Origin of the sequence: Micromonospora trifolii, assembly GCF_022229005.1 — a bacterium.
Taxonomy (GTDB): domain Bacteria; phylum Actinomycetota; class Actinomycetes; order Mycobacteriales; family Micromonosporaceae; genus Micromonospora; species Micromonospora trifolii.
Genome location: NZ_JAKKFD010000066.1, coordinates 130,648 through 155,805 on the forward strand (window position 1 = coordinate 130,648; position 25,158 = coordinate 155,805).

Annotated in this window: 19 protein-coding genes; 8 read left to right on the forward strand and 11 right to left on the reverse strand. The window is 71.9% G+C overall.

The window, feature by feature from the left end; translation table 11 throughout:
* Positions 1 to 63: 63 nt before the first annotated feature.
* The gene (locus tag NIE79_RS31340) at positions 64 to 2,079 is read left to right on the forward strand and encodes an FAD-dependent oxidoreductase (RefSeq protein ID WP_238682001.1); all 2,016 of its coding nucleotides are present in this window, start codon (positions 64 to 66) and stop codon (positions 2,077 to 2,079) included.
* On the opposite strand, the gene NIE79_RS31345 is transcribed toward NIE79_RS31340, so the two are convergent.
* A complete protein-coding gene (locus NIE79_RS31345) occupies positions 1,983 to 2,582 on the reverse strand; it encodes an SAV_915 family protein (RefSeq protein ID WP_238682002.1) in 600 nt (199 codons plus the stop codon). The genes NIE79_RS31340 and NIE79_RS31345 overlap by 97 nt on opposite strands.
* Positions 2,583 to 2,745: 163 nt before the next feature.
* Here NIE79_RS31345 and NIE79_RS31350 point away from each other — a divergent pair, with 163 nt between their 5' ends.
* Positions 2,746 to 3,501: a dienelactone hydrolase family protein gene (locus NIE79_RS31350; RefSeq protein WP_238682003.1), complete on the forward strand. Its 756-nt coding sequence runs from the start codon at positions 2,746 to 2,748 to the stop codon at positions 3,499 to 3,501.
* A 147-nt stretch (positions 3,502 to 3,648) separates the two neighbouring features.
* Here NIE79_RS31350 and NIE79_RS31355 read toward each other — a convergent pair whose 3' ends face one another.
* From NIE79_RS31355 to NIE79_RS31390, 8 genes are all read right to left on the reverse strand, one after another.
* A complete protein-coding gene (locus NIE79_RS31355) occupies positions 3,649 to 4,752 on the reverse strand; it encodes an L-dopachrome tautomerase-related protein (protein WP_238682004.1) in 1,104 nt (367 codons plus the stop codon).
* 100 nt (positions 4,753 to 4,852) lie between these two features.
* Complete coding sequence (locus NIE79_RS31360) at positions 4,853 to 5,734, reverse strand: SMP-30/gluconolactonase/LRE family protein (protein ID WP_238682005.1); 882 nt, start codon at positions 5,732 to 5,734, stop codon at positions 4,853 to 4,855.
* 20 nt (positions 5,735 to 5,754) lie between these two features.
* Positions 5,755 to 6,696 carry a sugar kinase gene (locus NIE79_RS31365; protein ID WP_238682006.1) on the reverse strand — a complete coding sequence of 314 codons (942 nt, stop codon included), beginning with the start codon at positions 6,694 to 6,696 and terminating at the stop codon, positions 5,755 to 5,757.
* On the reverse strand, positions 6,693 to 7,313 hold the full coding sequence (locus tag NIE79_RS31370; protein ID WP_238682007.1) for a bifunctional 4-hydroxy-2-oxoglutarate aldolase/2-dehydro-3-deoxy-phosphogluconate aldolase: 621 nt from the start codon (positions 7,311 to 7,313) through the stop codon (positions 6,693 to 6,695). Before NIE79_RS31370 ends, NIE79_RS31365 begins: the two co-directional genes overlap by 4 nt.
* Positions 7,314 to 7,323: 10 nt before the next feature.
* Positions 7,324 to 8,151, reverse strand: coding sequence for a hypothetical protein (locus NIE79_RS31375; RefSeq protein ID WP_238682008.1), 828 nt, complete (start codon positions 8,149 to 8,151; stop codon positions 7,324 to 7,326).
* 5 nt (positions 8,152 to 8,156) lie between these two features.
* Positions 8,157 to 9,302: a galactonate dehydratase gene (dgoD, locus tag NIE79_RS31380; RefSeq protein ID WP_238682009.1), complete on the reverse strand. Its 1,146-nt coding sequence runs from the start codon at positions 9,300 to 9,302 to the stop codon at positions 8,157 to 8,159.
* Positions 9,299 to 10,009 (reverse strand): FadR/GntR family transcriptional regulator, encoded by a 711-nt coding sequence (locus tag NIE79_RS31385; protein ID WP_238682010.1) that lies wholly within the window; start codon positions 10,007 to 10,009, stop codon positions 9,299 to 9,301. The genes dgoD and NIE79_RS31385 overlap by 4 nt, the downstream gene beginning before the upstream one ends.
* Before the next feature lie 35 nt (positions 10,010 to 10,044).
* Positions 10,045 to 10,791 (reverse strand): SDR family NAD(P)-dependent oxidoreductase, encoded by a 747-nt coding sequence (locus NIE79_RS31390; RefSeq protein ID WP_238682011.1) that lies wholly within the window; start codon positions 10,789 to 10,791, stop codon positions 10,045 to 10,047.
* 159 nt (positions 10,792 to 10,950) lie between these two features.
* Between NIE79_RS31390 and NIE79_RS31395 the strand changes: the two genes are divergently transcribed.
* Genes NIE79_RS31395 through NIE79_RS31415 form a run of 5 tightly spaced genes read left to right on the forward strand, consistent with a single transcriptional unit; the run spans position 10,951 to position 18,330 of the window.
* Complete coding sequence (locus NIE79_RS31395) at positions 10,951 to 12,246, forward strand: ABC transporter substrate-binding protein (RefSeq protein WP_238682012.1); 1,296 nt, start codon at positions 10,951 to 10,953, stop codon at positions 12,244 to 12,246.
* Between the two features lies 1 nt (position 12,247).
* Entirely contained in the window at positions 12,248 to 13,168 is a 921-nt protein-coding gene (locus NIE79_RS31400; RefSeq protein ID WP_238682013.1) for a carbohydrate ABC transporter permease, read from the forward strand.
* Positions 13,165 to 13,986, forward strand: coding sequence for a carbohydrate ABC transporter permease (locus tag NIE79_RS31405; RefSeq protein WP_196920834.1), 822 nt, complete (start codon positions 13,165 to 13,167; stop codon positions 13,984 to 13,986). The genes NIE79_RS31400 and NIE79_RS31405 overlap by 4 nt, the downstream gene beginning before the upstream one ends.
* Positions 13,983 to 16,070, forward strand: coding sequence for an alpha-galactosidase (locus NIE79_RS31410; RefSeq protein WP_238682014.1), 2,088 nt, complete (start codon positions 13,983 to 13,985; stop codon positions 16,068 to 16,070). The genes NIE79_RS31405 and NIE79_RS31410 overlap by 4 nt, the downstream gene beginning before the upstream one ends.
* Before the next feature lie 46 nt (positions 16,071 to 16,116).
* Entirely contained in the window at positions 16,117 to 18,330 is a 2,214-nt protein-coding gene (locus NIE79_RS31415) for a DUF8189 domain-containing protein (RefSeq protein WP_238682015.1), read from the forward strand.
* 112 nt (positions 18,331 to 18,442) lie between these two features.
* Here the strand turns inward: NIE79_RS31415 and NIE79_RS33885 are convergent, their stop codons facing one another.
* Entirely contained in the window at positions 18,443 to 20,947 is a 2,505-nt protein-coding gene (locus tag NIE79_RS33885) for an ATP-binding protein (protein ID WP_308193252.1), read from the reverse strand.
* Positions 20,948 to 21,044: 97 nt separating this feature from the next.
* Positions 21,045 to 24,071 (reverse strand): S8 family serine peptidase, encoded by a 3,027-nt coding sequence (locus tag NIE79_RS31425; protein WP_238682016.1) that lies wholly within the window; start codon positions 24,069 to 24,071, stop codon positions 21,045 to 21,047.
* A gap of 243 nt (positions 24,072 to 24,314) precedes the next feature.
* Between NIE79_RS31425 and NIE79_RS31430 the strand changes: the two genes are divergently transcribed.
* The gene (locus NIE79_RS31430; RefSeq protein WP_238682017.1) at positions 24,315 to 25,091 is read left to right on the forward strand and encodes a protein kinase family protein; all 777 of its coding nucleotides are present in this window, start codon (positions 24,315 to 24,317) and stop codon (positions 25,089 to 25,091) included.
* The last annotated feature ends 67 nt before the right edge of the window (positions 25,092 to 25,158 follow it).

A 25,158-nucleotide genomic window follows, 5' to 3' on the forward strand; every position in this document is an offset into this window, starting at 1 on the left:
CGCAGCGGCAGCGGCGTGCTTCTGTAACCGTCCCCTTCACCGGTTACCCCTCGGGAGCCCGCCGTGTCCGTGCCCCTGCCCCTGTCCCGTCGTCGGCTGCTGGTCGCCGGCGGTGCCGGCCTCGTCCTGGCCGGTCTCACCGACCCCTTCCGGGCCGACCCCGCCCGAGCCGCCGTCACCACCGCCGACCTGGTCGTCTACGGTGCCACCTCCGGCGGGCTGGCCGCCGCGATCACCATGCGCCGGCTTGGCCGCACCGCCGTGGTGGTGGAACCCACCGCTCACGTCGGTGGGTTGAGCACCGCCGGGCTGGGCGCCACCGACACCGGCGTCCAGGCGTCCATCGGCGGGCTGGCCGCCGAGTTCTACCGCCGGGTGTACGTGAAGTACCACGGCGGGACCCTCACGCCGACATCGCCGCTGCGGATGACCTTCGAACCGCGCGTCGCCACCGCCGTCTTCGCCGAGATGCTGGCCGAGGCGGGCGTCCCGGTGATCGTCGACGCCCGGCTGGCCAGCCTCGGCCGAATCGGGAACCGGATCACCGAGCTGCGCACCGAGGACGGGTCGATCTACCGGGGCGGGGTGTTCGTCGACGCCACCTACGAGGGCGATCTGCTGGCCATGGCCGGGGTGGGGTTCACCGTCGGGCGGGAGTCCAACGACACCTACGGCGAAACGATCAACGGGGTGCAGTCGCGCAACACCCACCAGTTCGCCTACCCCATCGACCCGTACGTGACGGCCGGCTCGCCCACCAGCGGGCTGCTGCCGGGCATCTCCGCCGCCCCGCTCGCCCCGCAGGGCAGCGGCGACGACAAGATCCAGGCGTACTGCTTCCGGATGTGCCTGACCCAGGCGTCCAACCGCATTCCGTTCGGCAGGCCGTCCGGTTACGACCCGATCCGCTACGAGCTGCTGCTGCGGCACATCCAGGCCGGCTACACCGGGCCGTACTTCACCACCCACTCGGTCGGCGGCGGGAAGACCGACTCCAACAACAACGGTGCCGTGTCGACCGACAACATCGGCTTCAACTACGCGTACCCGACGGCGAGCTGGGCCACGCGGGAGAGCATCATCGCCGAGCACCGCGCCTACCAGCAGGGGCTGATGTGGTTCCTGGCCAACGACCCCCGACTGCCGGCGTCGGTCCGCGACTCGACGGGCCGCTGGGGGCTGCCGGTCGACGAGTTCACCGGCACGGGCGGCTGGCCGCCGATGCTCTACATCCGTGAGGCACGCCGGATGATCTCCGCGTACGTGATGACCGAGGCCGACTGTCGGGGCCGGGTACGCGCCACCGACTCGGTGGGCCTGGCCAGCTACACGATGGACTCGCACAACTGTCAGCGGGTGGTCGTCGACGGCAAGGTGCGCAACGAGGGGGACGTGCAGATCGGCGTGCCGGCGCCGTACCCGGTGAGCTACCGCGCGATAGTGCCGCACCAGGCGCAGTGCGCCAACCTGCTGGTGCCGGTCTGCCTCTCGGCGAGTCACATCGCGTACGGCTCGATCCGGATGGAACCCGTGTTCATGATCCTCGGGCAGGCCGCCGCCACCGCGGCGTCAATGGCGCTCGCCGGCAACTCCGCAGTGCAGACCGTGTCGGTGCCCGCCCTCCAGGCCCGGCTGCGTCAGGACGGCGCGGTGCTGGAGTGGGGCTCGACCAGCGAGGTGATCCTGGACAACGCCGCGTCCAGCGGCATCACCCGGGCCGGGACGTGGCTGCGCAGCACCAGCATCGGCGGCTACTACGGCCCGGACTACGAGCACGACGGCAACACCGCCAAGGGCGTCAACCGGTTGCGGTTCCGCCCGACACTGCCCGCCTCCGGGTCGTGGACAGTGCAGTTGCGCTGGACCGCTGACCCGAACCGCGCGACGAACGTGCCGGTGGACATCGCGTACTCCGGGGGGTTGGTCACCCGGACGGTCAACCAGCGACAGTCCGGCGGCCAGTGGGTGCCGTTGGGCACCTATCAGTTCACAGCGGGCAGCGACGGAAGCGTGCTGATCCGCACCGAGGACACCGACGGCCACGTGGTCGCTGACGCGGTGCGCTTCGTGCGCGCCTGACCGGAGGCGGGTGCCGGGTCGACCCGGTCAAGTGGCGGAGCCACCAGCAGCGGGTCGACCTGGATCACCTCGATGCCGAGCGGGCGCAGCATGCCCCGCAGAGCCGACTCGCACAGCTCTTCCCAGTGCTGGTCCCCGCCCATCGCGGCGACCAGCAGCTCGGGACGGGTGAAGGCGATGCCCACCCGTTGCCCCTGCGGCGAGCGGCCGGTCCGCACCGTCCGCACCAGCCGTCCCGGCAGGTCGCGCACCGGAACGGCGAAGATTATCGGGGCGTCGACGTCGGCGGCGATCCACCACGCCGCGACCGCGCACGGCTCGTGCCGCAAATACTCCACCAGGTGACTACCGGGCGCGGACGGGCCGAGCCGGACGCTGACCAGCGCCTCGTGCCGCCGCTCCGGCTCGTCCGCTCCGGGCACGGGCCCGCCGGGGTCGCTGGCCGTGTCGGTGCCGGGTTGCCGCTCACCGCGTTCCCAGCGTGTCATCCGCCAAGGACTCATGGACCCATCGTCACCACCGCCCGACGACCGAGCACCACTCGATACGCGGTTTCGACGGGCCACCGCCATTTCTTGACGCCGCGTTCACGCGGCTGCCCGCCGGGAGCGCCGATACGGCGAGTAACGTTCCGAACGGACCAAGATCGGCGTACGAGGAGGCACGGTGCTGACGACGACGGTGGACATCCCGACCAGTGACGGAGTAGCGGACGCGAGTCTGACCCGACCAGACGGCGAGGGCCCTTTCCCGGCGGTGCTGCTCTTCATGGACGCCTTCGGCCCGCGCCCGCGCCTGGTCGAAATGGCCGAGCGAATCGTCGCTCGGGGCTACCTGGTGTTGACGCCCCACCTGTTCTACCGGGCCGGCCGGGCGCCCCTGTTCGACCTGTCCCGGCTCGGCGAGGCCGACCAGCGCGGCGCGCTCTTCGAGAAGATCATGCCGTTGGTCGGCGCGTTGACCCCCGAGGTGATCAGCCGGGACACCGGCGCGTTCCTCGACTTCCTGGCCGCCCGCGACGACGTCCGACCGGGCCCGGTCGCGATCACCGGTTACTGCATGGGCGGCACGAACGCGCTGCGGGCCATCGAGGCGCACCCGGACCGCATCGCCGCGATCGCCAGCTTCCACGGAGGGCGGATCGTCACCGAGGCACCGGACAGCCCACACCGGGGCGTCGCCTCGATCACCGGCGAGCTGTACTTCGGGCACGCCGACGCCGACCAGTCGATGACGCCCGAGCAGATCGCCACGCTGGAGGAGGCGCTCGACGCCGCCGGGGTGCGCTACCGCTCCGAGGTGTACACCGGGGCGCACCACGGCTACACCATGGCCGACACCCCGGCGTACGACGAGCAGGCCACCGAACGTCACTGGGCCGCCCTGTTCGACCTCCTGAACCGCACCCTGCCCGTCAGCTAACCAGCGCGCGACACGTCACCGTTCCGGCAATCTTGGACAAGATTGCGCCCCGCGATCTTGCACTTTGTGTTCCGGCAAAAGGTGCATCCAACCCATGTCGACAACCGCAACTGCAAGATCGGCGCAAACTTCTGCGCGCCTGCCTGATTAGCGGCGCAGCAGCACCGGGCCGGCGTCGATGCGGGTGCGGAACAGCGCGTACGGCTTGCGCCGCAGGTCCTTGCCCCGCTGGTACTGCGGCTGCCGGTGCAGTTGGTTGGCGGTGACGTAGAGGTACCCGTCGGTGGCCACCGACATGGTGTCCGGCCAGAGCAGTCGCGGGTCGTGCACCAGCGTCTCGTAGTCGCCGTCGGGCAGTCGACGCAGCACCGCGTTGTGCTCGTACGCGGTCAGGTAGAGCCGTCCGGCGTCGTCGCTCTCCAACCCGTCCGAGGCGGTGCCCCTGTCGCCCTCGTCGACAACTGTGGCGGCGACCGCCTCCTGGGTGACGCCCGGGTCGGCCAGCGCCTCCGTTGACACGCTGTGCAGGCGTCGGGACGCCAGCGGGCAGTAGTAGAGCCGATCGCCGTCGGCGGAGATGGCGATGCCGTCGGAGCCCATGCTCACCGGCTTCGGCGGGCCGTCGGCCGGCCGTTCGAGGAACGGCCGGCCCTCGACCACCGGCCGGAACGACGTCAGTGGCTCCGCCTTGGTGGACGGGTGGTCGTGCAGCCGCCGCCAGGAGGCCCCGCTGGCCAGGTCCACCACGATGATCCCGTTCGGCCCGGAGTCGGCGGAGTCGGTGATGTACGCGACCCCCGCCTCGCCCCGCCGCAGGTCGAAGCGAACGTCGTTGAGGTACGTCGTCGGCAGCGCCACGTCCGCCGGGAAGGTGATCACCTGGGCGACCGTGTCGGTGTCCAGGTCGATCCGGACCAGCTTGGGGCCGCCCGGCTTGGTGGGCTGGAACATCGGGCTGCCGGTGTCCAGCACCCAGAGCCGGTCGGCCGGGTCCACAACGATGCTCTGCACCGAGACGAACGCGCCAGCGTCGTCGTCGCCGGACGGGTCGTTCCAGGCCTGGTCGGGGTAGGGCACCTCCCGGCCGTCGCGCAGCTCGACGACGGTGGCCGGCACCTCGTCGCCCCATTTGGGGAAGTTGACGAAGATCCGGCCCTGGTGCGAGACGCTCACCCCGGTCGGCATCGGGCCGGTGAAGGTGTGCACCAGCTCCAGCTCGCCCATCGGCTCGTCGCCGACCGGCCCGTTCATGACGTCCGTCCCACGGTGATCATCGGCTCGCTCCCTACCGGTCGGCTGTTACGGCGCTCCGGTGCGGTTGTTCCCGCCCTGGCGTCCGATATGCCTCCGATCAGCTCGCCGGCGTGCCGGCCCTCGCGGCGGGCAGGCCGGGCACCGCGACGTCCACAGCGAGCAGCGCGCCGTCCTGCGGGCCCGCCGAGTCCAGCCCCACCCGGGCGGTGCCGATGAAGAGTCGCCGCAGGTCCGGACCGCCCAGACAGATGCCGGCCGGCTGCTTGGCCGGCAGCCGGATCTCCCGGTCGAGGGTGCCGTCGGGCCGGTAGCGGCGTACCGCGGAGCCGCCCCACAATGCGATCCACAGGTGGTCGGCCGCGTCGAGCGTCATGCCGTCCGGGCCGCCGTCGGCCGGGGACAACCGCAGGAACGGCTCCCGCCCCTGTATGGCCCCGGTGGTGGGGTCGACGGTGAACCGGTCGATCTCGCCGCGCGGGGTGTCGGCCAGGTACATGGTGGTGCCGGTCGCGTCGAACGCCGGCCCGTTCGGAATGGTCAGCCCGGTCACCGCGGGGACCGGCTCGGCGCCGGGGGTGAGGCGGAACAGCGTGCCGCCGCCGGGCACCATCGCGTACGTCATGCTGCCGGCCCAGAAGCGGCCGTGCGGGTCGGCGACCGCGTCGTTCATCCGGGTCGGCTCGGGCGCGTCGGCGACCAGCTCGGCGACCGGTCGGGGGTCGCCGGTGGCGGGCAGCACTGTGACGCCGGTCCCGGCGGCGGCCAGCCACTCACCGGGTCGGTCGGCCACCGGGGCGACAGCGCCGATCGGCACGTCGAGGCGGCGTAGCTCCCGCAGCGGGTTCGGGGCGTCGCCGTCGGTCTCCAACAGTCGCCCGGCCAGCAGGTCGACCAGGACCAGCCGGTCGTCGACCCAGCGCAGGCCCTCACCCAGCTCCAGTCGGTCGGTGCTCCAGACGGTCGGCTCGGTCAGCTCCATGGTGCTCCTCCAAAGGATCGTCAGCGGACCGTACCGCCGGGGCCGTGGTCGAGCAGCGCCAGCTCGGCACGGTCGGGCAGGCCCTCCCAGTCGCCCCGGGTGGCGACCGCGAACGCGCCGGTGGTGACGGCCCGGTCCAGTCGGGCCGCCGCGTCGACGCCGTCGAGCCAGCCGGAGAGCAGCCCGGCGACGAAGGCGTCGCCCGCGCCGACGGTGTCCACCACCGGCACCGTCCGGGCTGGACGGTGGATGGCGCCGGTCGCGGTGTGGCTGGTCGCGCCACCGGCGCCGTGCTTGACCACGACCTCGGTGACGCCGGCCGAGAGTAACGCCGATGCCGGGTCGGTCGCGTCGGTGAGCACCGCCAGCTCGTCGTCGGAGGCGACCACCAGGTCGATCGAGGGCAGCAGCGGGCGTAGCGCGGCGGCGGCCTCAGCGACCGACCAGAGCCGGTTGCGGTGGTTGACGTCCAGGCAGATCGTGCTGCCGGCGTCGCGGGCGCGCCGCACGGCCTCCACCACCGCCTGGTACGGCTCGACGCCGAGCGCGCAGGTGATGCCGGTGACGTGCAGCAGCCGGGGCGGTGGCCCGGGCGCGTCGAAGACCCGGGTCACATCGGCCGGGCCCAGCCGGGAGCCGGCCGACCCTGCGCGGTGGTAGGTGACCCGGTTGATGTCGGCGACCCGGTTCTCGAAGAGGATCAGCCCGGTCGGGGCGGTAGCGTCGACCCGGGCCCAGGTCAGCTCGACACCCTCGGCGCGCAACGTACGGCGGACCAGCTCGCCGGGCTCGTCGGCGCCGGTGACACCGACCCAGGCCGCCCGGTGACCGAGCCGGGCCAGGCCGATCGCCACGTTCGATTCGGACCCGGCGACGGAGATACCGGCGGTGCCGCCCAGTCGCAGTGGGCCGGTGGTGCGGAACGCCGCCATCGTCTCGCCGAGGGTGAGCAGGTCGGTCATGGCCGGACCGCCGCGAGGAAGTCGGCGGCGCGCTCCCGCAGCGCCGTCGTGTCGCCGCCTCGAACGGCGTCGCCGAGCAGCGGGGAGCCGACCCCGACGGCTGTCGCGCCCCTGTCGAGGTAGCGCCGCGCACCGTCCGCGTCGACACCACCGACCGGCACGAACGCGATACCGGGGAACGGGTCGCGCAGGGCGCCGAGGTAGTCGGGCCCGCCGAGCGAGGCCGGGAAGAGCTTGATCGCGGCGGCCCCGCCGTCGACGGCCTGCACCACCTCGGTGGGGGTGAGGGCACCGGCGAGCACCGGCAACCCGAGCCGGCCACCCTCGGCGAGGCTCGGTGCGATCGCCGGGGTGACCAGGAAACCGGCGCCCGCGTCGGCCGCCGCGTGGGCGTCCTCGGCGCTGAGCACGGTGCCGGCGCCCAGGGCGAAGTCGGGCCCGAGGGCAGCGCGGGCGCGGCGGATGACGCCGAGCGCGTCGGCGCTGGTCATCGAGACCTCGATCAGGGCGACGCCGCTCTCGGCCACCGTGAGCACGGCGGTCAGCGCGGCGGCCGGGTCCGGGCCGCGCACGATGGCCAACAGCCGATGGGTACGTAGCTCGTCGAGCAGGTTCATTCCGGTGTCCTCAGTGGTTGCGGTGGGCGGAGATGCTGAGTCGCCAGGTGACCTCGCCGGTGGGCGGGACGACCGCCGCGTCGGAGGGGCCGGCGTCGGCCAGGTCGAAGGCCGCGCCGAGCATCGGCTCGATCCCGATGCTGCGGTAGGGGCCGTTCACCGGCCAGCCGCCCAGGTTGCGCCAGAGCGCGGTGCTGCGGGGCTGGTCGGCGCACTCCAGCTCCAGAGTCAGCCGGTCGGCGCCGTCGATCACCTGCGCCCGGGCGCAGTCGAGCAGCACCGCGCCGAGCGCGGTCCCGTCGTCCGGCCCGAACATGTTTAGCGTCAGCCCGGCCGGGGCCGGCCACGGCCCGGTCAGCCACGGGTCGCCGGGAGGCCAGCTTCCCGGCGGCAGGAGCGCGGCGGCCTCCGGGTGCAGCCTGGTCGGGGTGCCGGCCGGTGCGTCGAGACGGGCGGCGGGGGAGAGGTCGAGCAGGGCGTGCGCGGCCCAGACGAACCGGTACCCGGGGTCGGCGGCCAGCCGGTAGTCGGCCACCACCACGCCGCCGGAGTCGGTGATCCGGCGGGTGACTGTGAACGTCGGCCGCTCGATGACCACGGTGCCGGGCCCGGTGCTGCGCCACTGCCGCGACCACACCTCGCCATGGTCGGGCTCGCCGCGCACTGTGGGCAGGCACTCCTCCAGCCCGCCGGCGTCGACGAACGCGTCGTCGGGGCGTACCTGATGCCGGCCGGGCCCCGGGCCACGCCAGAGCCACTCCCGGCCACCGCCGCGCAGACTCGTCCACCGGCCGCCGTGCGGCGCGTCGTACGCCACCCGCAGGGCCACCGGCCGCATGCCGGTCACCACTCGGCGAAGGACCCGTCGGCGTGCTGCCAGACCGGGTTGCGCCAGGTGTGTGGGGTTTGGGCGGCCTTGCGGACCGCTGTCTCGTCGACAGTGATGCCCAACCCGGGCCGGTCGAGGCGGGCGATGTGCCCGTCCACGAACCGGAACGGCTCCGGGTCGACGAGGTAGTCCAGCAACTCCGAGCCGGCGTTGTAGTGGATGCCGATGCTCTGCTCCTGGATCAGGAAGTTCGGCGTCGCGAAGGCCACCTGGAGACTGGCCGCCAGGGAGATCGGGCCGAGCGGGCAGTGCGGGGCGAGCAACGCGCCGTACGTCTCGGCCAACGCGGCGATCCGGCGGACCTCGGAGATCCCACCGGCGTGCGACAAATCCGGTTGGACCACGGCGACCCCGGCCTGCAACGGGCCGAGGAACTCGGACCGGCCGTAGAGCCGTTCGCCGGTGGCCACCGGGATCGGCGTGCTGGCCACGATGTCGCGCAGGTGGTGAGCCTGATCGGGCAGGACCGGCTCCTCCACGAAGAACGGGCGCAGGGCGGCCAGTTCGGGCAGGATCCGGCGGACGGCGGCCATCCCGGCGCGACCGTGGAAGTCCACAGCGATGTCCCGGTCGGGGCCGAGCACCTCGCGGGCGGCGGCCACCCGGCCGATGACCGCGTCCACCTCGGCCGAGGTGGGGATCGGTGAGAGCCGCCCGCAGGCGTTCATCTTGACCCCGGTGAGGCCGGCGGCGACCTGCGCGGCGGCGGCGTCGGCCACCTCGCCGGGTTCGTCCCCGCCGATCCACGAGTAGATCCGCACCCGGTCGCGCACGTGCCCGCCGAGCAGTGCGTGCACCGGCGCGCCGTACGCCTGCCCGGCGATGTCCCAGAGTGCCTGGTCGAGGCCGGCGACGGCGCTGGAGAGGATCGGGCCGCCCCGGTAGAAGCCGCCCTTGGTGAGCACCTGCCAGTGCTGCTCGATGCGCAGGGGGTCCGCACCGATCAGGTGTTCGGAGAGCACCTCGACGGCGCTGCGCACCACCTCGGCGCGGCCCTCGACCACCGGCTCACCCCACCCGACCAGCCCGTCGTCGGTCTCCACCCGGCAGAACAACCACCGTGGCGCGACCAGGAAGGTCTCGATCCGCGCGATCTTCACTGACTGCCCCTTCGTCCCCGTGCCTTCTCGACGTCGCGGACGGCCTTGTCCAGCAACTGACGCATCGCGGTCTCGGCCGCCGTCTCGTCCCGGTCGCGCAGCGCGTCGACCACCGCGCGGTGGCTGGGCACCGGGTCGTCGTGCGGGCTGCCACCGTGCACCAGCCGGTCCCGTTCGGCGAGCCCGGTCTCCATCACCACCTCCATCCGCTCCAGCAGCTCGTTGTGGGTGGCGGTGAGCAGCGCGCGGTGGAAGGAGAGGTCGGCGGCGATGGCGGCGGCGGGATCACCGTTGGCCTGGGCCATCTCGTCCAGCGCCCCATCGAGGGTGGTCAGGTCGTCCTCGGTGGCGCGGGTGGCGGCCAGCCGTGCGGCGGCCGGCTCGATGATGGCGCGCACCTCGTGCAGTTGGTCGAGCAACCGCTGGTCGGTGCCCTCGGCGAACTGCCAGCGGATCACGTCGCCGTCGAGCAGGTTCCAGTCCGCGCGGGGTCGGACGAAGGTGCCGCGCTTCTGTCGGGCGTCGACGATGCCCTTGGCCGAGAGGACCTTCAGCGCCTCGCGGAGCGCGGTGAGGCTGACGTCGAACTCCTCCTGCAACGCGACGATGTTCAGGGTCGCGCCGGCGGCGATCTCGCCGGTGAGGATGCGACGGGCGATCGCTTCGACTGTCTGCCCGTGGACGCCGCGGCGTGCGTACTGTGCCAATGCTCCTGGCCTTTTCGCTGGTCGGTATCGATCTCTCAGGCCGAGGCTTTCACCGCTGTCCAGCCACCGTCCACCACGAGGCTCGCGCCGGTGATGTAGGCGGCGTCCGGCGAGGCGAGGAAGGCGACGGTGGCGGCCACCTCGTCCGGTGTGCCGAAGCGCTTCGCGACGGTCTCCGCGATGCTGCGTTGGCGGTCCTGTTCGGACACGTCGGCCCAGGCGGCGGTGAGGATCGGCCCGGGAAGCACGGTGTTGACCCGGACCTGCGGGCCGTACTCGACGGCGAGTTGGCGGCCGAGCGCGACCAGGCCACCCTTGGCCGCGGCGTACGCGGGCCGGCCGGGCAACCCGACCAGCGCGTGCACCGAGGAGATCAGCACCACCGCGCCGGAGCGTGCCAGCAGGTCGTCCAGGCAGGCGCGGACGCCGAGGAAGGAGCCGGTGAGGCTGACGCCGAGCTGGTGGTCCCAGGACTGCCGGCTGGTCTCGTGCGCCGGCGCGACCCGCACTGCGTACGCGGTGCTGACCAGGATGTCGACCGGGCCGAGGTGCTCCCGTACGGCGCTCACGGCGGCCGTCCAGTCGGCCTCGTCGCTGACATCGCCCACTACGGACAGTGCGCGGTTGCCTCGCGCGGTCAGCTCGTCGGCTAGTGGGGCCGAGTCGGCCACGTCGAGCAGCGCAACCGCTGCCCCCTCGGCGGCGAGCCGCCGGGCGATGGCCGCACCGATTCCACCCATCGCACCGGTGACCAGCGCGTTCTTGCCCTCAAGCCGGCGCATAGGCTGATCCACCTGACCCTCGCCTTGGTCTCGTCTAATCATTAATTACGAAGATATCTTGACAGCCGGCGAGGGTCGATGCAACCTTCTGGTCACAGCATTCACATGGACGACACATCAAGTGGTGACGCTGAGTGTCGTAAAGGAAGGGATACCTCCGTGAGCGACTTCGACCCCGGTCGCCGGCGATTCCTTGGCCACCTCGGGCTCGCCGGCATGGGCGCGCTCGGCGCCAGCTCGTTCCTCAGCGCGTGCGCCAGCTCCGCCAGCGGGCCGACCACGAGCAACGGCTCGGGCGCGGTCACCATCCAGTCCAACCTCTCCTCGCCGCAGGCCAAGGCGGCGATGGAGAAGCTGATCGAGACCTTCAACGCGCAGGGCAAGGGCACGGCGAGCCTCAACACGATCGCCTCGGAGACCTTCCGGACCCAGCTGCCGACCTACCTGACCTCGGCCAATCCGCCGGACCTCTACACCTGGTACGCGGGCTCGGTCGCCAACGACTACGCCAGCAAGAACCTGCTGCTGGACGTGTCCGAGGTGTGGAAGTCACTGGACGACTACCCGCAGTCGCTGCGCACCCTCTCCACCGACGCCAGCGGCAAGCAGATCTTCGTGCCGATGAACAACTACTGGTGGGGCTTCTTCTACCGCAAGTCCAACTTCGCCAAGTGGGGCGTGCAGGAGCCGAAGACCTGGACCGAGTTCCTGGCGCTGTGCGAGACGTTGAAGAGCAAGGGCATCCCGCCGATCGGCATCGGCCTCGGCGACACCCCCTGGGTGGCCTCGGCCTGGTTCGACTACCTGAACATCCGGATCAACGGCGCGCCGTTCCACCGCGAGCTGCTCGCCGGCAAGCAGCGGTTCGACGACCCGAAGGTCAAGGCGGTCTTCACCCGCTGGCGCGAGGCCCTGCCCTACTTCGACCCCAAGGGCAAGGCGTACCCGTTCCAGGAGGCGACCACAGCGCTGCTGGCCGGCAAGACCGGCATGTTCCTGATCGGCACGTTCTTCGCCGACGCGGCACCGAAGGACGCGCTCGGCGACCTGGACTTCTTCCGGTTCCCGATCATCGATCCGGCGGTGCCGCTGGCCGAGGAGGCCCCGACCGACGGCTTCTTCGCCAGCGCGAAGACCGCCAACCCGACCGGCACCAAGGCCCTGCTCAGCTACCTCTCCGGGGTCGAGGCCCAGGAGGCGTACGTCAAGGCCAGCTCCGGCATCGTGCTGCCGGCCAACCCCAAGGCCAGGGCGTCGGACTCGCCCCTGGTGGTCAAGGGCAAGGCGATGCTGAACGAGGCCAAGGAGCTGACCCAGTTCTTCAACCGCGACTCCAGCGACGCGCTCCAGCCGACAGCGGACACCGCGCTGACCAAGTTCATCGACAAGCCGGACCAGATCGACGCGATCCTGCGGGAGTGGCAGGCCGGCGCCGAGAAGGTCTTCAAGGGCTGACGTGACAGCAACGATCTCCACGACTTCGATCACCCCCACCCGACGGCGGCGACGGTCGGCTCGACTGTCGCCGCTGCTGGTGGCGTTCGTCCTCGTGCCGTTCGCGGTCGAGAGCGTCTGGGTCTTCTGGCCGGCGATCCAGGGCTTCTGGTTCTCCCTCACCCGCTGGGACGGGATGACACCGCCGACCTTCGTCGGCACCGACAACTACCTCGAGCTGGCCGGCGACGCCACCTTCCGGGGTGCGTTGGTCAACACGGTGATCTGGCTGGTGCTCTTCGGCGGCCTCTCCGTGCTGGGTGGCTTCGGGATGGCACTCGTCCTACAAAAGGAGCGGCGCGGTGTCGGCTTCTACCGGGCCGCGCTGTTCACCCCTGTGGTGTTCTCGCTGGTGGTGACCGCGCTGGTGTGGCGGGTCTTCTACCAGCCCGACGGCATCGCCGACACGCTGCTGCGGGCGGTCGGCCTGGAACAGCTGATCCGGCCCTGGCTCGCCGACCCGCAGACCGCCCTGTACGCGGTGATCCTGCCCGCGCTGTGGCGGCAGATCGGCTACGTGATGGTGCTGTTCCTGGCCGGGTTGAAGGCGATCGACCCGGCGCTGCACGAGGCGGCCCGGATGGACGGCGCCAACTCCTGGCAGCGGCTGTGGCACGTCACCATCCCCCAGATGAAGGGGGTCAACGCCGTGGTGCTGTCGGTCATCGTGATCGACTCGCTGCGCTCGTTCGACATCGTCTGGTCGCTGACCAAGGGCGGGCCGTACCACTCGTCGGAGCTGCTCAGCACCTACATGTACTCGACAGCGTTTCAGAGCCTGCGGTTGGGCTACGCCTCGGCGATCGCTGTCGTGATCTTCGTGCTCGCGCTGGCCGTCATCCTCGGCTACCTGGTCCGCGCGTTCCGGGAGGAAGCGTCATGAACAAGCTCCGTACCGGGGCCTTCCACACCGGCATGATCCTGCTCTCGCTGCTCTGGCTGGGCCCGGTGCTCTGGGTGGTGGTGATGTCCACCCGGTCGTTCGACGACATCGCCGCGCACGGCGTGGGCAGCCTGCCCCGGTCGTTCACACTGGACACCTACCGGCAGGCGTGGACCGACGGTGGCGAACTGCGCGCACTGATCAACAGCATGCTGGTCACCGTCCCGTCGGTGGCGCTGAGCCTGGGGCTGGCCGCGATGGCCGCGTTCGCGCTGAGTCGCTTCCGGATCCCCGGGCGGCGCACGATCCTGCTGCTGATGCTCGCCGGCAACCTGCTCCCACCGCAGATCCTGCTCATCCCGGTGGCCAAGTTCAGCGAGCTGACCGGCCTGTACGACACGCTCTGGGCGTTGATCGCGGTGCAGGTCGGCTTCGGGCTCGGCTTCTACACGTTCGTCCTGCACGGCTTCATGCGGGACCTGCCGGGCGAGATCCAGGAGGCGGCCACCATCGACGGCGCCGGCACGGCGCAGATCTTCACCAAGGTGATGCTGCCGCTGACCCGACCCGCGCTGGCCGCTCTCGGGGCGCTCTCCTTCACCTGGATCTTCAACGACCTGCTCTGGGCGATCACGGTGCTGCGTACCGATGACAACATGCCGGTCACCCCGGCGCTGCTCGCCCTCCAGGGCCAGTTCGTCTCGTCCTGGAACGTGATCGCCGCCGGTACCGTCATCGCGGCCGTGCCCACCGTCGCGGTGTTCCTCCGCTTCCAGCGGCACTTCGTCTCCGGTCTGGCGCTCGGAGCGGTCAAGTGACCGCCGAGGCCGGGCAGCGCTGGACGCTGCGCGGCACGCACACCGAGTACACGGTGCGGGTACCCGCGCACTGTCGCTGGCTGGAACTCGTCGCATGGGGGCCGCACGGCGTCTCCGACGGGCCCTCGCCGGTCGCCTACGACGGCCCGGTTCCGTTCCTCACCGCCGGGGACGCGGCCCCCATCGAGTACGCCACCGACGCCGACCGCCCATTCACCGGTGCGGACCTCGTGATCGAGACGGCGAACGGGCAGCGCCGGGTGGGCTTCGTGCACACCGACGCGCGGATCGACGCCGACCAGCGGGAGCTGGCTGTCGAGTTCGCCGACCCGATCACCGGGCTGCGCGCCACTGTGCACTACCGGGTGCCCGTCGGCACCGACGTGGTGCAGCGGTGGGTCGACCTGTCCAACGACGGCACCCACGCGCTGCGGGTCGTTCGGGCCGGATCGGGCGGGTTCTGCGTACCGACGCCGCACGGCGCCCTGCTGAGCCATCAGTGGGGTCAGTGGGAGCAGGAGTTCCAGCTCTCCCACGTCGAGCTGGGCCACGGCGCGTTCAGCATCGGCAGCTCCCAGGGCGTACCCGGGCATCTGCACGTGCCCTGGCTGGCCGTGCGCGACACCGCCGAGCCGGCCGGCTCGGCCTGGGGGATGGCGCTGGCCTGGACCGGCTCGTGGGAGATCAGCGCCGAGCGGGACACCGGCGGTCTGACCCGGGTCCGGGTCGGCCGTCAACTGGTCGACGGCCCGCTGGAGTTGGCCGCCGGCGAGCGGCTGACACTGCCGGTGGTCACCGGGGCGTACAGCCCGGACGGCCTGGACGGGCTGGCCCGGGTCTGGCACACCCACCAGCGAATGCTGGCCGCCGACCGGCTCAGCCCCCGCCCGGTGCTCTACAACTCCTGGGAGGCGACCTACTTCGCCGTCGAGGCGCAGAGTCAGCTCGCGCTCGCCCGGATCGCCGCCGAGCTGGGCGTGGAGACGTTCGTCGTGGACGACGGCTGGTTCGTCGGCCGCGACGACGACACCGCCGGGCTGGGCGACTGGACGCCGGACCCGGCGAAGTTCCCGGCCGGGTTCGACACGTTCATCGCCGACGTCCGCGCGCTCGGGCTGAACTTCGGGCTCTGGGTCGAGCCGGAATGCGTCAACCCGAAGTCCTCCCTGTACGCCGAGCACCCCGACTGGGTCTACGCCGTCGACGCCCGGCCGCTCACCCCGGTCCGTAACCAGTACCTGCTCGACCTGGGCCGGCCGGAGGTCGCCGAGTTCATCCACTCCACTGTCGACGGCCTGCTGCGCCGGTACGACATCGACTACCTGAAGTGGGACTTCAACCGGCCGCGCACCGAGCCGGGTCGGTCCGGTGGGATGGGCCCGCTCGACCTGGACGGCGCGCACGTCGCCAACCTGCACCGGATCTACGAGCGGTTGCGCCGGGACCATCCCGGGGTGCTGATCGAGGCGTGTGCCGGCGGGGGCGCACGGACCGACCTGGCGATGGCCGCCCGGGCCGACGTCTTCTGGCCCAGCGACAACACCGGCCCGCTGGACCGGCTGGCCATCCAGTACGGCTTCCTGCACGCCAACGCCCCGCACCTGCTCAGCTCCTGGGTCACCGACGCGCCCGGCCTGTTCGACAGCCGCCCCCGAACGCTGGCGTTCCGGTTCGTCCTGGCGATGGCCGGTGTGCTCGGCATCGGCGCGGACATCCGGGCGTGGACCCCCGCCGAGCGGGCCGAGGCGGCCGGCTGGATCGCCCGCTACAAGGAGATCCGGGACGTCGTCACGCACGGCGAGGTGCACCTGATCGGCGGCCCCGACCAGGCCCGCTGTGCCGTGCAGTACACCGCGCCGGACGGGAACCGGGTAGTCGTCCTGGCCTGGCACACCGGCCGGCTCGACGGCGCCGGCCTGCTTCCGTCCCGCCCGGTCCGGTTGCCAGTGCGCGGCCTCGACCCGGCTGCCCGTTACTCGCACGGTGATCGGCACTACTCCGGCAGCCACCTCGCCACCGTCGGCCTGCCCGTGCAGTGGAGCGCGACCCACGACGCCGACCTCATCGTGCTGACCCGCGACTGAGATCGGAGCACCACCACCCCCACCCCCGAGGGACAGGAGTACCTCCATGCGCCTGAACCGACAGCTGACCGCTGCCCTGGCCGTGCTCGGCCTGGGCCTGGCCAGCCCGATGCCGGCGATGGCCGGCCCACCCCACGCCGACCCGCCACAGGCCGGCCACGGGCCCGGCCGCCCCGGTCACGCCCCGGCGGCCACCGGCGCGGAGGACCAGGGCGCGCCGACCTTCTTCAACAGCGGCCTCACCCCGACGCCCTACCAGGGCTGGAACACCTACTTCGGTCTCGGTGGCGACCCCACCGAGGCCGAAGTACGGTCGGTCACCGACCACATGGTCCACAGTGGCCTCCGGGACGCCGGCTACACCTACGTCTGGATCGACGGCAACTGGGCCGCGCCCAGCCCGCGCAACGAGGCCGGTCAGCTCGTCGCCGACCCGGCGCGCTTCCCCGGCGGAATGGCCGCACTGGCCGCGTACATCCACAGCAGGGGGATGAAGGCCGGCATCTACACCGACGCCGGCCCGTACCTGCCCGGGCAGTGTGGGCTCGGCAGCAACGGCCACTACCGGGCGGACATCGCCCAGTTCGCCGGCTGGGGCTTCGACGCGCTGAAGGCCGACTGGCTCTGCGGCCGGGCCGCCGGCCTCGACCCGGAGACCACCTTCCGGGAGTTGGCCGAGGCGGTACGCCAGTCACCCCGACCGATGCTGCTCAACATCTGCAACCCGGTCAGCTCGGACTGGGGCGGCGGCCCGTACACCCCGGAGCAGCTCTCCACCTGGAGCTACACGTACGCACCCACCATCGCCGACTCCTGGCGGACCTACACGGACGTGGGGCTCACCGACCCGAGCCCGCAGTGGGCGTACCCGTGGGTGCTGCGCAACATGGACGTCAACGCGTACCACCCGGCGGCCACCGGGCCGGGGCACTACAACGACCCGGACTACCTGCTGCCGATGCGCCCGCTGCCCGACGGCGGGTACGAGCTGAGCCTGGACGAGTCCAAGACGCAGCTCGGCATGTGGGCCATCATGGCCGCGCCGCTGGTGATCGGCTCCGACCCGCGTGGCCTGCCGAAGGAGATGATCTCCGCGCTGACCAACCCGGAGATCATCGCTGTGGACCAGGATCCGCTGGTCCGACAGGGCGTCAAGGTCGCCGACACCGGCACCGACGCGCAGGTGTGGAGCAAGGTCCTCGCCGGCTCCGGCAAGCGGGCCGTCGCGCTGCTCAACCGGCACGACAGCGCCCAGCAGATCACTGTGAACTTCGCCGACGTCGCCCTCGGCGGGTCGGTCAAGGTCCGTGACCTGTGGTCCCGCACCACTGTGGATGCTCAGCCGAACACCCCGGGGGCGCAGCCGTTCACCGGCTCGTACACCGTCGAGGTGCCGGCGCACGGGGTGGCCATGCTCGGCCTGACCGGCACCGACCAGGTCGCCGGCGCCGACCTCGGTGGCACCGCCAGCGCCAGCCCGGCGCTGGTCCGGGTGGACGACACCCACGCCACCGCCTTCGTCCGCGACGCTTCCGGTGCGCTGGCGGTCAACACCCGCACCGGTACGACGTGGGGCACGCACTGGACCTCCCTCGGCGGCCCGGTCGGCGGCCGGATCCTCGGCCAGCCGGCGGCGTACGGCTCCGCCGACGGGCGGCTCGACGTCTTCGTCCGCGGCACCGACAACGCTGCCTGGCAGCGCAGTTACGTTGCCGGCAGCTGGGGACCGTGGCGCAGCCTCGGTGGCACGCTGACCGACGCGCCCACTGTTGCCTGGACCAACCCGACGCAGTGGACCCTCGTCGCCCGCGGCGCCGACGGCAAGCTCTGGTCGCGTACGCCGAGCGCCGGCTGGACCAGCGTCGGGGCTCCCGAGAACCGGCCGTTCTACGGCCGGCCGAGCGCTGTCGTCGACGACGCCGGCGTGCTGCACGTGGCGGTCCGCAGCCGTACCGACGAGGTGTGGTGGAGCAGCCGGACCGGCACGACCTGGTCGGCCTGGACCAACCTGGGCGGCACCACCAGCGGCAGCCCGACACTGCTCGCCACCTCCGGCCGGGTCTACCTGTTCGCGCTGGCCGCCGACAACCGGCTCTGGCAGCGCAACCTGGCCGACGGCGCCTGGGGCGGCTGGTTCCGACGCGGTGAGTTCGCCACCGACGCGTTCCGTGGTGCGCCCGGCGCCGCCGCCGGTGCCAACGGCAGCGCCTGGCTGGCGGTACGCGGCGTCGACAACCGGGTGCACCAGATCACCCTCTGATAGACGGTGGCGGGCCGTCGAACTGACGGCCCGCCACCTCGGCTTCCCTGCCCCGCCGCCGGGAGGGCTGGTGGGCCCGCGACCGAAAGGTCGAGGTCAGCGTCTGGCCGGTTCAGGCCGGGACGAGGTCGCGACATTGGCGCAGGGCGGCCCGGGCGAGGGGCGTGTCACGGCCGGCGATCCCGGCTTCCAGTTCGGCGACGGCCGCCGCGGCCCGCGCCGGTTCACCTTGCGCGGCTGCGGCCTCGGCCAGCACCAGCACCGCGTCGGCGGCCCACGCCAGGATGCCCTTTCCGCGTACCACAGACAGCGCCTCCGCCGCGTGTCGGACCGCCTCGTCCGGTCGCCCGGCCACCGTCAGTCGGGCCAGCGCCGAGAGTGCCTGCACCAGCGGCCAGATCGCGCCCACCCGCCGGGCGTCGGCGACCACCTCGCGCAGCGCCCGCTCGGCCGACTCCACCTCGTCGCGGCCTCTGTTGCCGCCGCCAAACCCGGCGCATCCCTCGGTGCGGCTGACGCGGCTGCCGTATGCCCTGCCAGCTCGTTCGGCGGTGACCGTGAGCGCCAGCACTGTCGCCAGTTCCGCCCGCGCGTCCAGCAGGGTGACCGGCATCCGCTCGGCGCTGGCGACCAACCGGCTGAGCCGTTCGGCGAGCCCGTCCAGTCGGCCGGCGGCCCGATCCAGTGACAGTTCGGTCGCCTCCACGAGGGACGCCAGCCGCTCGTACCCCGTCTGGTCGACCAGCGCCCGACCGGCCGCCAGCAGCGCTTCGGCCTGCTCCGGGTGGCCGGCGTGCAGCGCGCCCTGCGCCCAGTTCAGGCAGGCTCGCGCATGCTCGCGGGGCCGGTCGGCCAGCTCGACGGACGCGCGCAGCTCGGAGATGATCGCCCAGGCCGCCGGGTCGCCCAACTCCAGCAGCAGCGAGGCTCGGGCGATGCGGACCGCGAGGTGCGCCGCCGGATCCCCGCTGGCCGCCGCGGCGGTCTCCGCCTGCGCGCAGCGGGCCAGGTGGTCGTCGACGTGCCGGCCGACGACGGTGTCGGGGGCGGCCAGCACCGCGAGCGCCTGGGCCTTGCGGCGCGGCGCACGCAGGTACGGCACGGCACGCTCGATCTCGGTGTACCCGCGCAGCGCCTCGCCCTGCTGGCGCAGCATCCGCCCGAGCACCAGACCCAGCTCACCCCGGGCTCCCGGCGGCAGCCGTCGGTCGGCGAGCAGCCGTTCCAGCACCGGGATCGCGTCGGCCTGGCTGAGCCCGTCGATGGCCGACCGGCCCAGCTTCGCGGCGAGCCGAACCCGTACCGGTCGGGGCAGCTCGGCGATGTCCATCGTCTGGAGCAGGAAACTGGCGGCGGTCGCGTCGTCGCCGCGTTCGGTGGCCAGGTCGGCGGCCGCCTCCGCGTTGCGGACGAAGTCGGCCCCGCTGCCGGCCCGACGGTAGTGGTGCGCCAACTGGGCCACCGGCCTCGGCAGTTCCTGCTCCAACACTCGCGCCACCCGCAGGTGCAGCCACTCCCGGCTCTCCCGGGACACCAGGTCGTACACCACCTGGCGGGCCAGGTCGTGGCGGAACCGCAGGCCGTCCCCGGCGTCGTGCAGCAGACCCGCCCGGTGCGCGGCGGTCAACGCCGCGCCGATCGCCACCCGGTCCAGGCCGAGCACCGAGGCGAGAATGCGCTGATCGGGCGCCATCCCCAGTACGGCCGCCGCGCCGAGCACCTCCCGGGTGGCCTCGTCGAGTGGGCGCAGCCGCCAGAGCAGCACGTCCCGGAGGACGAACGGGACACTGTCGTCCGCCAACGGGTCGCCGCCCCGCTCGGCGAGTGTCCGCAGCACCTCCTCGACCACGAACGGGATGCCGGCGGTGCGGTCGAGCAGGGTGGCGGTCAGCTGCTGCGGCGGATCATCGAGCCGCAGGGTGCGGGCCGCCAGGCGGCGTACGTCGTCGGCGTCCAGCGGGCTGAGCGCAACGCGCGTGACGCTCCACGGGGGAGTTCGCGCCAGGGCGTCGTGGATCGGCGTACTGCCCCCCGGCGTCGCCGTACGCGCGGTCAGCACCACGGCCAGCCCTTCCACCGGGTGCGTGCTCAGGTAGGCGAGGAGTTCGCAGGTCGCCGGGTCCGCCCAGTGCAGATCCTCCAGCAACAGCGTGGCCGGGCTCAGCGCGGCGAGCACCGCCGCGACGGCGCGGAGCAGGCGATGTCGCTCGGCCGCCGGGTCGACCAACGGGGGCGGCGCGTCCGGCAGTACGTCGGCCAGTTCCGGCAGGAGCGGCGCGAGTGCGCCGGCCACCGGGCTGAGCGGACCGAGTTGGGCGGCGCCGCCCCGGATCGCGTCCAGCAGCACGCCGAGCGGGAAGGGCTCCGGCACGTCGTCACACTCGCCGATGAGGTGCCGCCCGGGGAGTTCGGCGAGCAGTTCGGCGACAAGTCGACTCTTGCCGATTCCCGGCTCGCCCTCCAGCAGGATCAGGCAGGGCGGGTTTGCGGCGAGCCGGCGTAGCTGCGCCAGCTCCGCCGCGCGGCCGACGAACTCGACGGGCCCGCGCAGACGTTCGGGGCGGACGGGAGTCGGGCTCCCGCCGCCCCGTGTCTTGTCCTCGCCGCTGTCGATCACCGTGGGCCGAGCAGATCACCTCTGCCCGGCGGGACGGTGGGCCGGCGGACCAGCGGTGACCTGGGTCACACGCCGTCCCGCCGGCCCGTCGGAACGCTCAGGACTGGACGGTGACCGGCACGGTCTTCAGCGAGCCGTCACCGTTGCGGAACTCCAGCACCCCGAGGTAGCGCTGACCCGGAGCGAGACCGAACCAGCGCAGCGTCAGGTTCGCCGTCGCGCCCGGCCGCACACTGCGCTGCTTCGGGTCGATGGTGAACCGGCCGGTGGAGGTGCCCGGCGCGCCCGGCAGATAACTGGTCACGGTGTACGCGTTCGCGCCGTCAGTGATGTTCTCGGTGAACTCCTGCTCGACGACCACTATGTAGTCCCCGGCGCCGTCCGGCAGGGTCACCTTGGCGCCGTCCCGGCCGCTGGCCGTGGCGGTGACGAACTTCCCGGACATGTCATAGACGTTGAGGCTGAACTCGGTGCACTCCATCACCCCCTCCTCGTCGTCCCAGTCGATGTGGGAGCAGGTGGGCCGCTGCGACGTCACCTGGACGAGTGGGCTGCGGGTCCCGGCCGGCACGTGCAGGGTGGTCCTGCTGATGGACGCGGGCAGCGGCACCGGCAGGTTGTTCGACGTACTCCAGTCCCAGCTCGGTCCGTCGCCCTGGAGGGTGACCACGTTGCTGGTGCCCGAGGTCAGGCCGGAGAGCTGGGAGATCAGCTGACCCTGGTAGCCGATCTCGGCGGCGATCCGGACGCTGCCGAAGGTGCCCCTGCCGGTGATGGCGTCGGGGGCGACCAGCCCGGAGTTGTGCACGACCAGTGGGCTGCGTACCGCGTGCTTGAACTGGTCGCGCCAGGTCAGCGAACCGTCGGCCCAGATGTCGAACGCGCCGCCCGTGTTGGTGACCTCGACTGTGAAGCGGGCGCTCTTGCCCGGCCGGATCTGCAGCTTCTTCGGGGTGACAGTGACCTTGTAGCCCGGCGGGGCCTGCACCGACGAGGAGTAGGTGCTGGTCTTGTCGCTGACGTTGGTGACCGTACGGGTCACTGTCTGCTTGCCCACCATCCGGCCCAGCGAGATGGACGGGTAGTTGAGCTGCGCCGTGTCGATCGCCCCGGCTGCGTCGCAGCCGTCCAGGTCACCGAGCCCGTAGTCGCCGCCCCGGTCGGCGGACACCCCGCACAGGTACTGGATCCAGTCCTGCTGGTTCGAGTCGTAGACCAGACCCGGGTCGAAGGCGCTGCCCGGCTCGACCTGGCCGGCACCGTAGTTCAGCGGAGTCGCGTCGTACGTGCCGATCTTGATGGGGTTGCCCTTGTCGGTCTTGTCGACCGCGCTGGTCATCAGCGCCGAGCGGACCGCCGCCGGCGACCAGCCGGGGTGCTTGGCCAGCAGGAGGGCGGCGATACCGGCGATGTGCGGCGCCGCCATCGAGGTGCCCGACTCCAGCGCGAAGTCGTTGCCACCGATGGACGGGGAGAACGCGGCGACGATGTCCTGACCGGGCGCGCTGATGTCCGGCTTGAGCAGCTCACCCGCGTTCAGGTTCGACGGGCCCGCCGAGGAGAACGCGGCGACCGCTGGCGCCTCGACAATCTCCAGCTTGCTCGGCGAGATGGTCGCCGTGGCGTTGCCCTTGGCGACGTACGCGGTGACCACGGCCAGGTCGACCTCGTTGATGTGCACTGTCGGCACGGCCTGCACGTCGGCGTTCAGGGAGTTCAGCTCGTCGTTGTACAGCACCATGCCGACGCCGCCGGCCCGCGCCACCTCGATGCTCTTGTCGGTACGCGGGATCTCGCCCCGCAGGCAGAGAACGATCGCGCCCTTGACCTTGGCCGGATCCAACGTGTCGTCGGCGCAGAGGCCGGCACCGTAGGCGCCGTCGGGGTCGGTCGCGCTGTCCTTGGCGAAGACCAGTCGGGCCGGCCCGACGCCGGTCTCACCCATGCCCACACCGGCGATGGTGGTGCCGTTGCCGAGGGTGAGCTTCCGGGTGTTCTGCCGATCGGTAGTGCTCGCGGCCACGGTGGTCAGCCAGGGCGTCGAGTTGTCGACGGTGTTGGCGAACGGGCCGGAGTTGCCGGCGGCGGCGGCGACGAACACCCCGGCGGCGGCCGCGTTGAAGAACGTCGCGTCGACAGCCCCGAACCGCTCGGTGTCGTCACCGATCGAGTAGTTGATGACGTCGACGCCGTCCGCGACCGCGTCGTCGATGGCGTGCACGATGTCGATGTCGGTGCCGGTAGCTCCGCCCGCACCGTTGTCGTACAAAGCCTTGTAGATCGCCAACCGCGCGGCCGGCGCCATGCCGGAGATCATGCCCAGGTCCTGGGTGCCCGACGTGGCCCGCACGCCGTGGATACCGGCCGCGGTGCTGGCGGTGTGGGTGCCGTGGCCGTTGCGGTCGCGCGGCGAGGAGTAGTCGTCCGGGAACGCGTCGGCGATGCCGCTGTCGTTGTACCAGCGCGCCCCGATCACCTTGTTGTTGCAGGTGACCGGCGCCTCGACGCCGACGTCGCAGGTGCCCTTCCACTTGCCGTCGATGACGGCCTGGTCGGGGCGCGGGCTGGGCAGCGGCGCGAAGCTCGCGCTCTCCGGCCAGTAACCGCTGTCGATGATCCCGATGATCACGCCCTCACCGGCGTGGGAGTCTCCACCGAACTCCTTCTTCCACACCCCGCCCTTGCCGGTCAGGCCCAGGTAGTCGGGGGTGTGCGAGGTGGCGGCGTGCACCTTCTGGCTCTCGTACACAGCGCGGACGCCGCTGGTGGCGCGCAGCCGGGCGGCCTGCGGCCCGGTCAGGTCGGCGGCGAAGCCGTTGAACGCGGTCTCCATGGTGACGCGGGTGCGCTCGGCCGGCACACCGACGTGGTCCAGCACCGTCTTACGCTGCCGGCGCAGGTGATCCCGGTACGCGTTGGCGCTGCCGGACGTGCGGTTCAGCTTGGCCCCGTCGACCGGCTTGGTCGCCGCGATCCCGGGAACCCCGCCGGTGTAGGTGGCCAGCGGCTCCTCGGCGAGTTGGACGAGGTAGCGGGCGGTCGGCCCACTGCTCGCCGGCGCGGCGCTGGCATTGGCGGGCAGGCTGGTCAGGCCGGCCGCGGTCAGCGCCACGGCGGCCAGCATGCTGACCCCGTACCTGGCTCGTCCGGTCCGATGTGCGTTCGGTTGTGGCACGTCGTTGCCTCCACGTTCGGTGCCGGCCGCCACGACTGATGACGGTGGCCGAAACCTAGGATCGGTATCGATCATCGAGAAGCACCCGTAACCTGGCTGTCATCTTGGAAACAAGCTCGTAACACAACGGGTACTTTGCGCGTCATTTGGCAGCGCCGACATGGGGGATCCGTGCCATTCGGTGGGTTACCTGTGCCGTCGGTCGAGTCGGCCTTCGTGGTCTTCGACGCCCAGGACTCCGGATGCCTGTCCTACGGGGTCGAGGAGGCGGGTCGCCGCTGGCTCGTCAAGAAGGCAACCACTGTCGAGGGCCGGGCGTCCCTCGACCGGGCCTGCGCGGTGCACGCCACCGTCCGCCACCCGGCCATCGTCCGTCCCATCCGGACGATCCACGGCGCGGCTGGTCCTACGCTCGTCTACCACTGGTGCGACGGCAGCGTCCTGAATCACGCCACGGTGCACGGTGCGGACCGCAGCGGGCTGACCCGGTTCCAGCAGTTGCCGGTCCCGCAGGTCGAGGTGGCGCTCGACGCGATCCTCGACGCCCACCTCACCGTCAGCGCCGCCGGCCTCGTCGCGGTCGACCTCTACGACGGCTGCTTCCTGTACGACTTCGCCGGCAGCCGGATGCGGCTGATCGACCTCGACGAGTACCGTCCGGGTCCGTTCGTGCTTGCGGCGGATCGGCTGCCAGGTTCACGTCGCTACATGGCGCCGGAGGAGTTCACCCGCGGCTCGGTCATCGACGAACGGACCACAGTGCACGCTCTCGGCCGTACCCTGCACCACCTGCTCGATGCGCCGGAGGACCGGCGCGGCCCTCGGGATGGTCGGCAGAGTTCACCAACGGCCTGGCGGGGCACCAGCGAGCAGCGCCGGGTCGTGGAACGAGCAACGAGACAGGCGCCGACCGCCCGGTACCCCGACGTGCCAGCGCTGGTCCACGCCTGGCGGCTGGCGACACGCTGAAGCAGGCAGCGGAGCGTCCCCGCCAGACGTGGGCCACCCGGGACCATGCGCGGATGTGGTTGCCCGG

Excerpts from the sequence above, each read along its gene's own strand:
- NIE79_RS31375 (WP_238682008.1), bottom strand. The coding sequence starts at position 8,151 with ATGCGGCCGGTGGCCCTGCGGGTGGCGTACGACGCGCCGCACGGCGGC.
- NIE79_RS31390 (WP_238682011.1), bottom strand. The coding sequence starts at position 10,791 with ATGCGCCGGCTTGAGGGCAAGAACGCGCTGGTCACCGGTGCGATGGGT.
- NIE79_RS31370 (WP_238682007.1), bottom strand. The coding sequence starts at position 7,313 with ATGAACCTGCTCGACGAGCTACGTACCCATCGGCTGTTGGCCATCGTG.
- NIE79_RS31365 (WP_238682006.1), bottom strand. The coding sequence starts at position 6,696 with ATGACCGACCTGCTCACCCTCGGCGAGACGATGGCGGCGTTCCGCACC.
- NIE79_RS31360 (WP_238682005.1), bottom strand. The coding sequence starts at position 5,734 with ATGGAGCTGACCGAGCCGACCGTCTGGAGCACCGACCGACTGGAGCTG.
- NIE79_RS31425 (WP_238682016.1), bottom strand. The coding sequence starts at position 24,071 with ATGCTGGCCGCCGTGGCGCTGACCGCGGCCGGCCTGACCAGCCTGCCC.
- NIE79_RS31415 (WP_238682015.1), top strand. The coding sequence starts at position 16,117 with ATGCGCCTGAACCGACAGCTGACCGCTGCCCTGGCCGTGCTCGGCCTG.
- NIE79_RS31345 (WP_238682002.1), bottom strand. The coding sequence starts at position 2,582 with ATGAGTCCTTGGCGGATGACACGCTGGGAACGCGGTGAGCGGCAACCC.
- NIE79_RS31405 (WP_196920834.1), top strand. The coding sequence starts at position 13,165 with ATGAACAAGCTCCGTACCGGGGCCTTCCACACCGGCATGATCCTGCTC.
- NIE79_RS31355 (WP_238682004.1), bottom strand. The coding sequence starts at position 4,752 with ATGAACGGGCCGGTCGGCGACGAGCCGATGGGCGAGCTGGAGCTGGTG.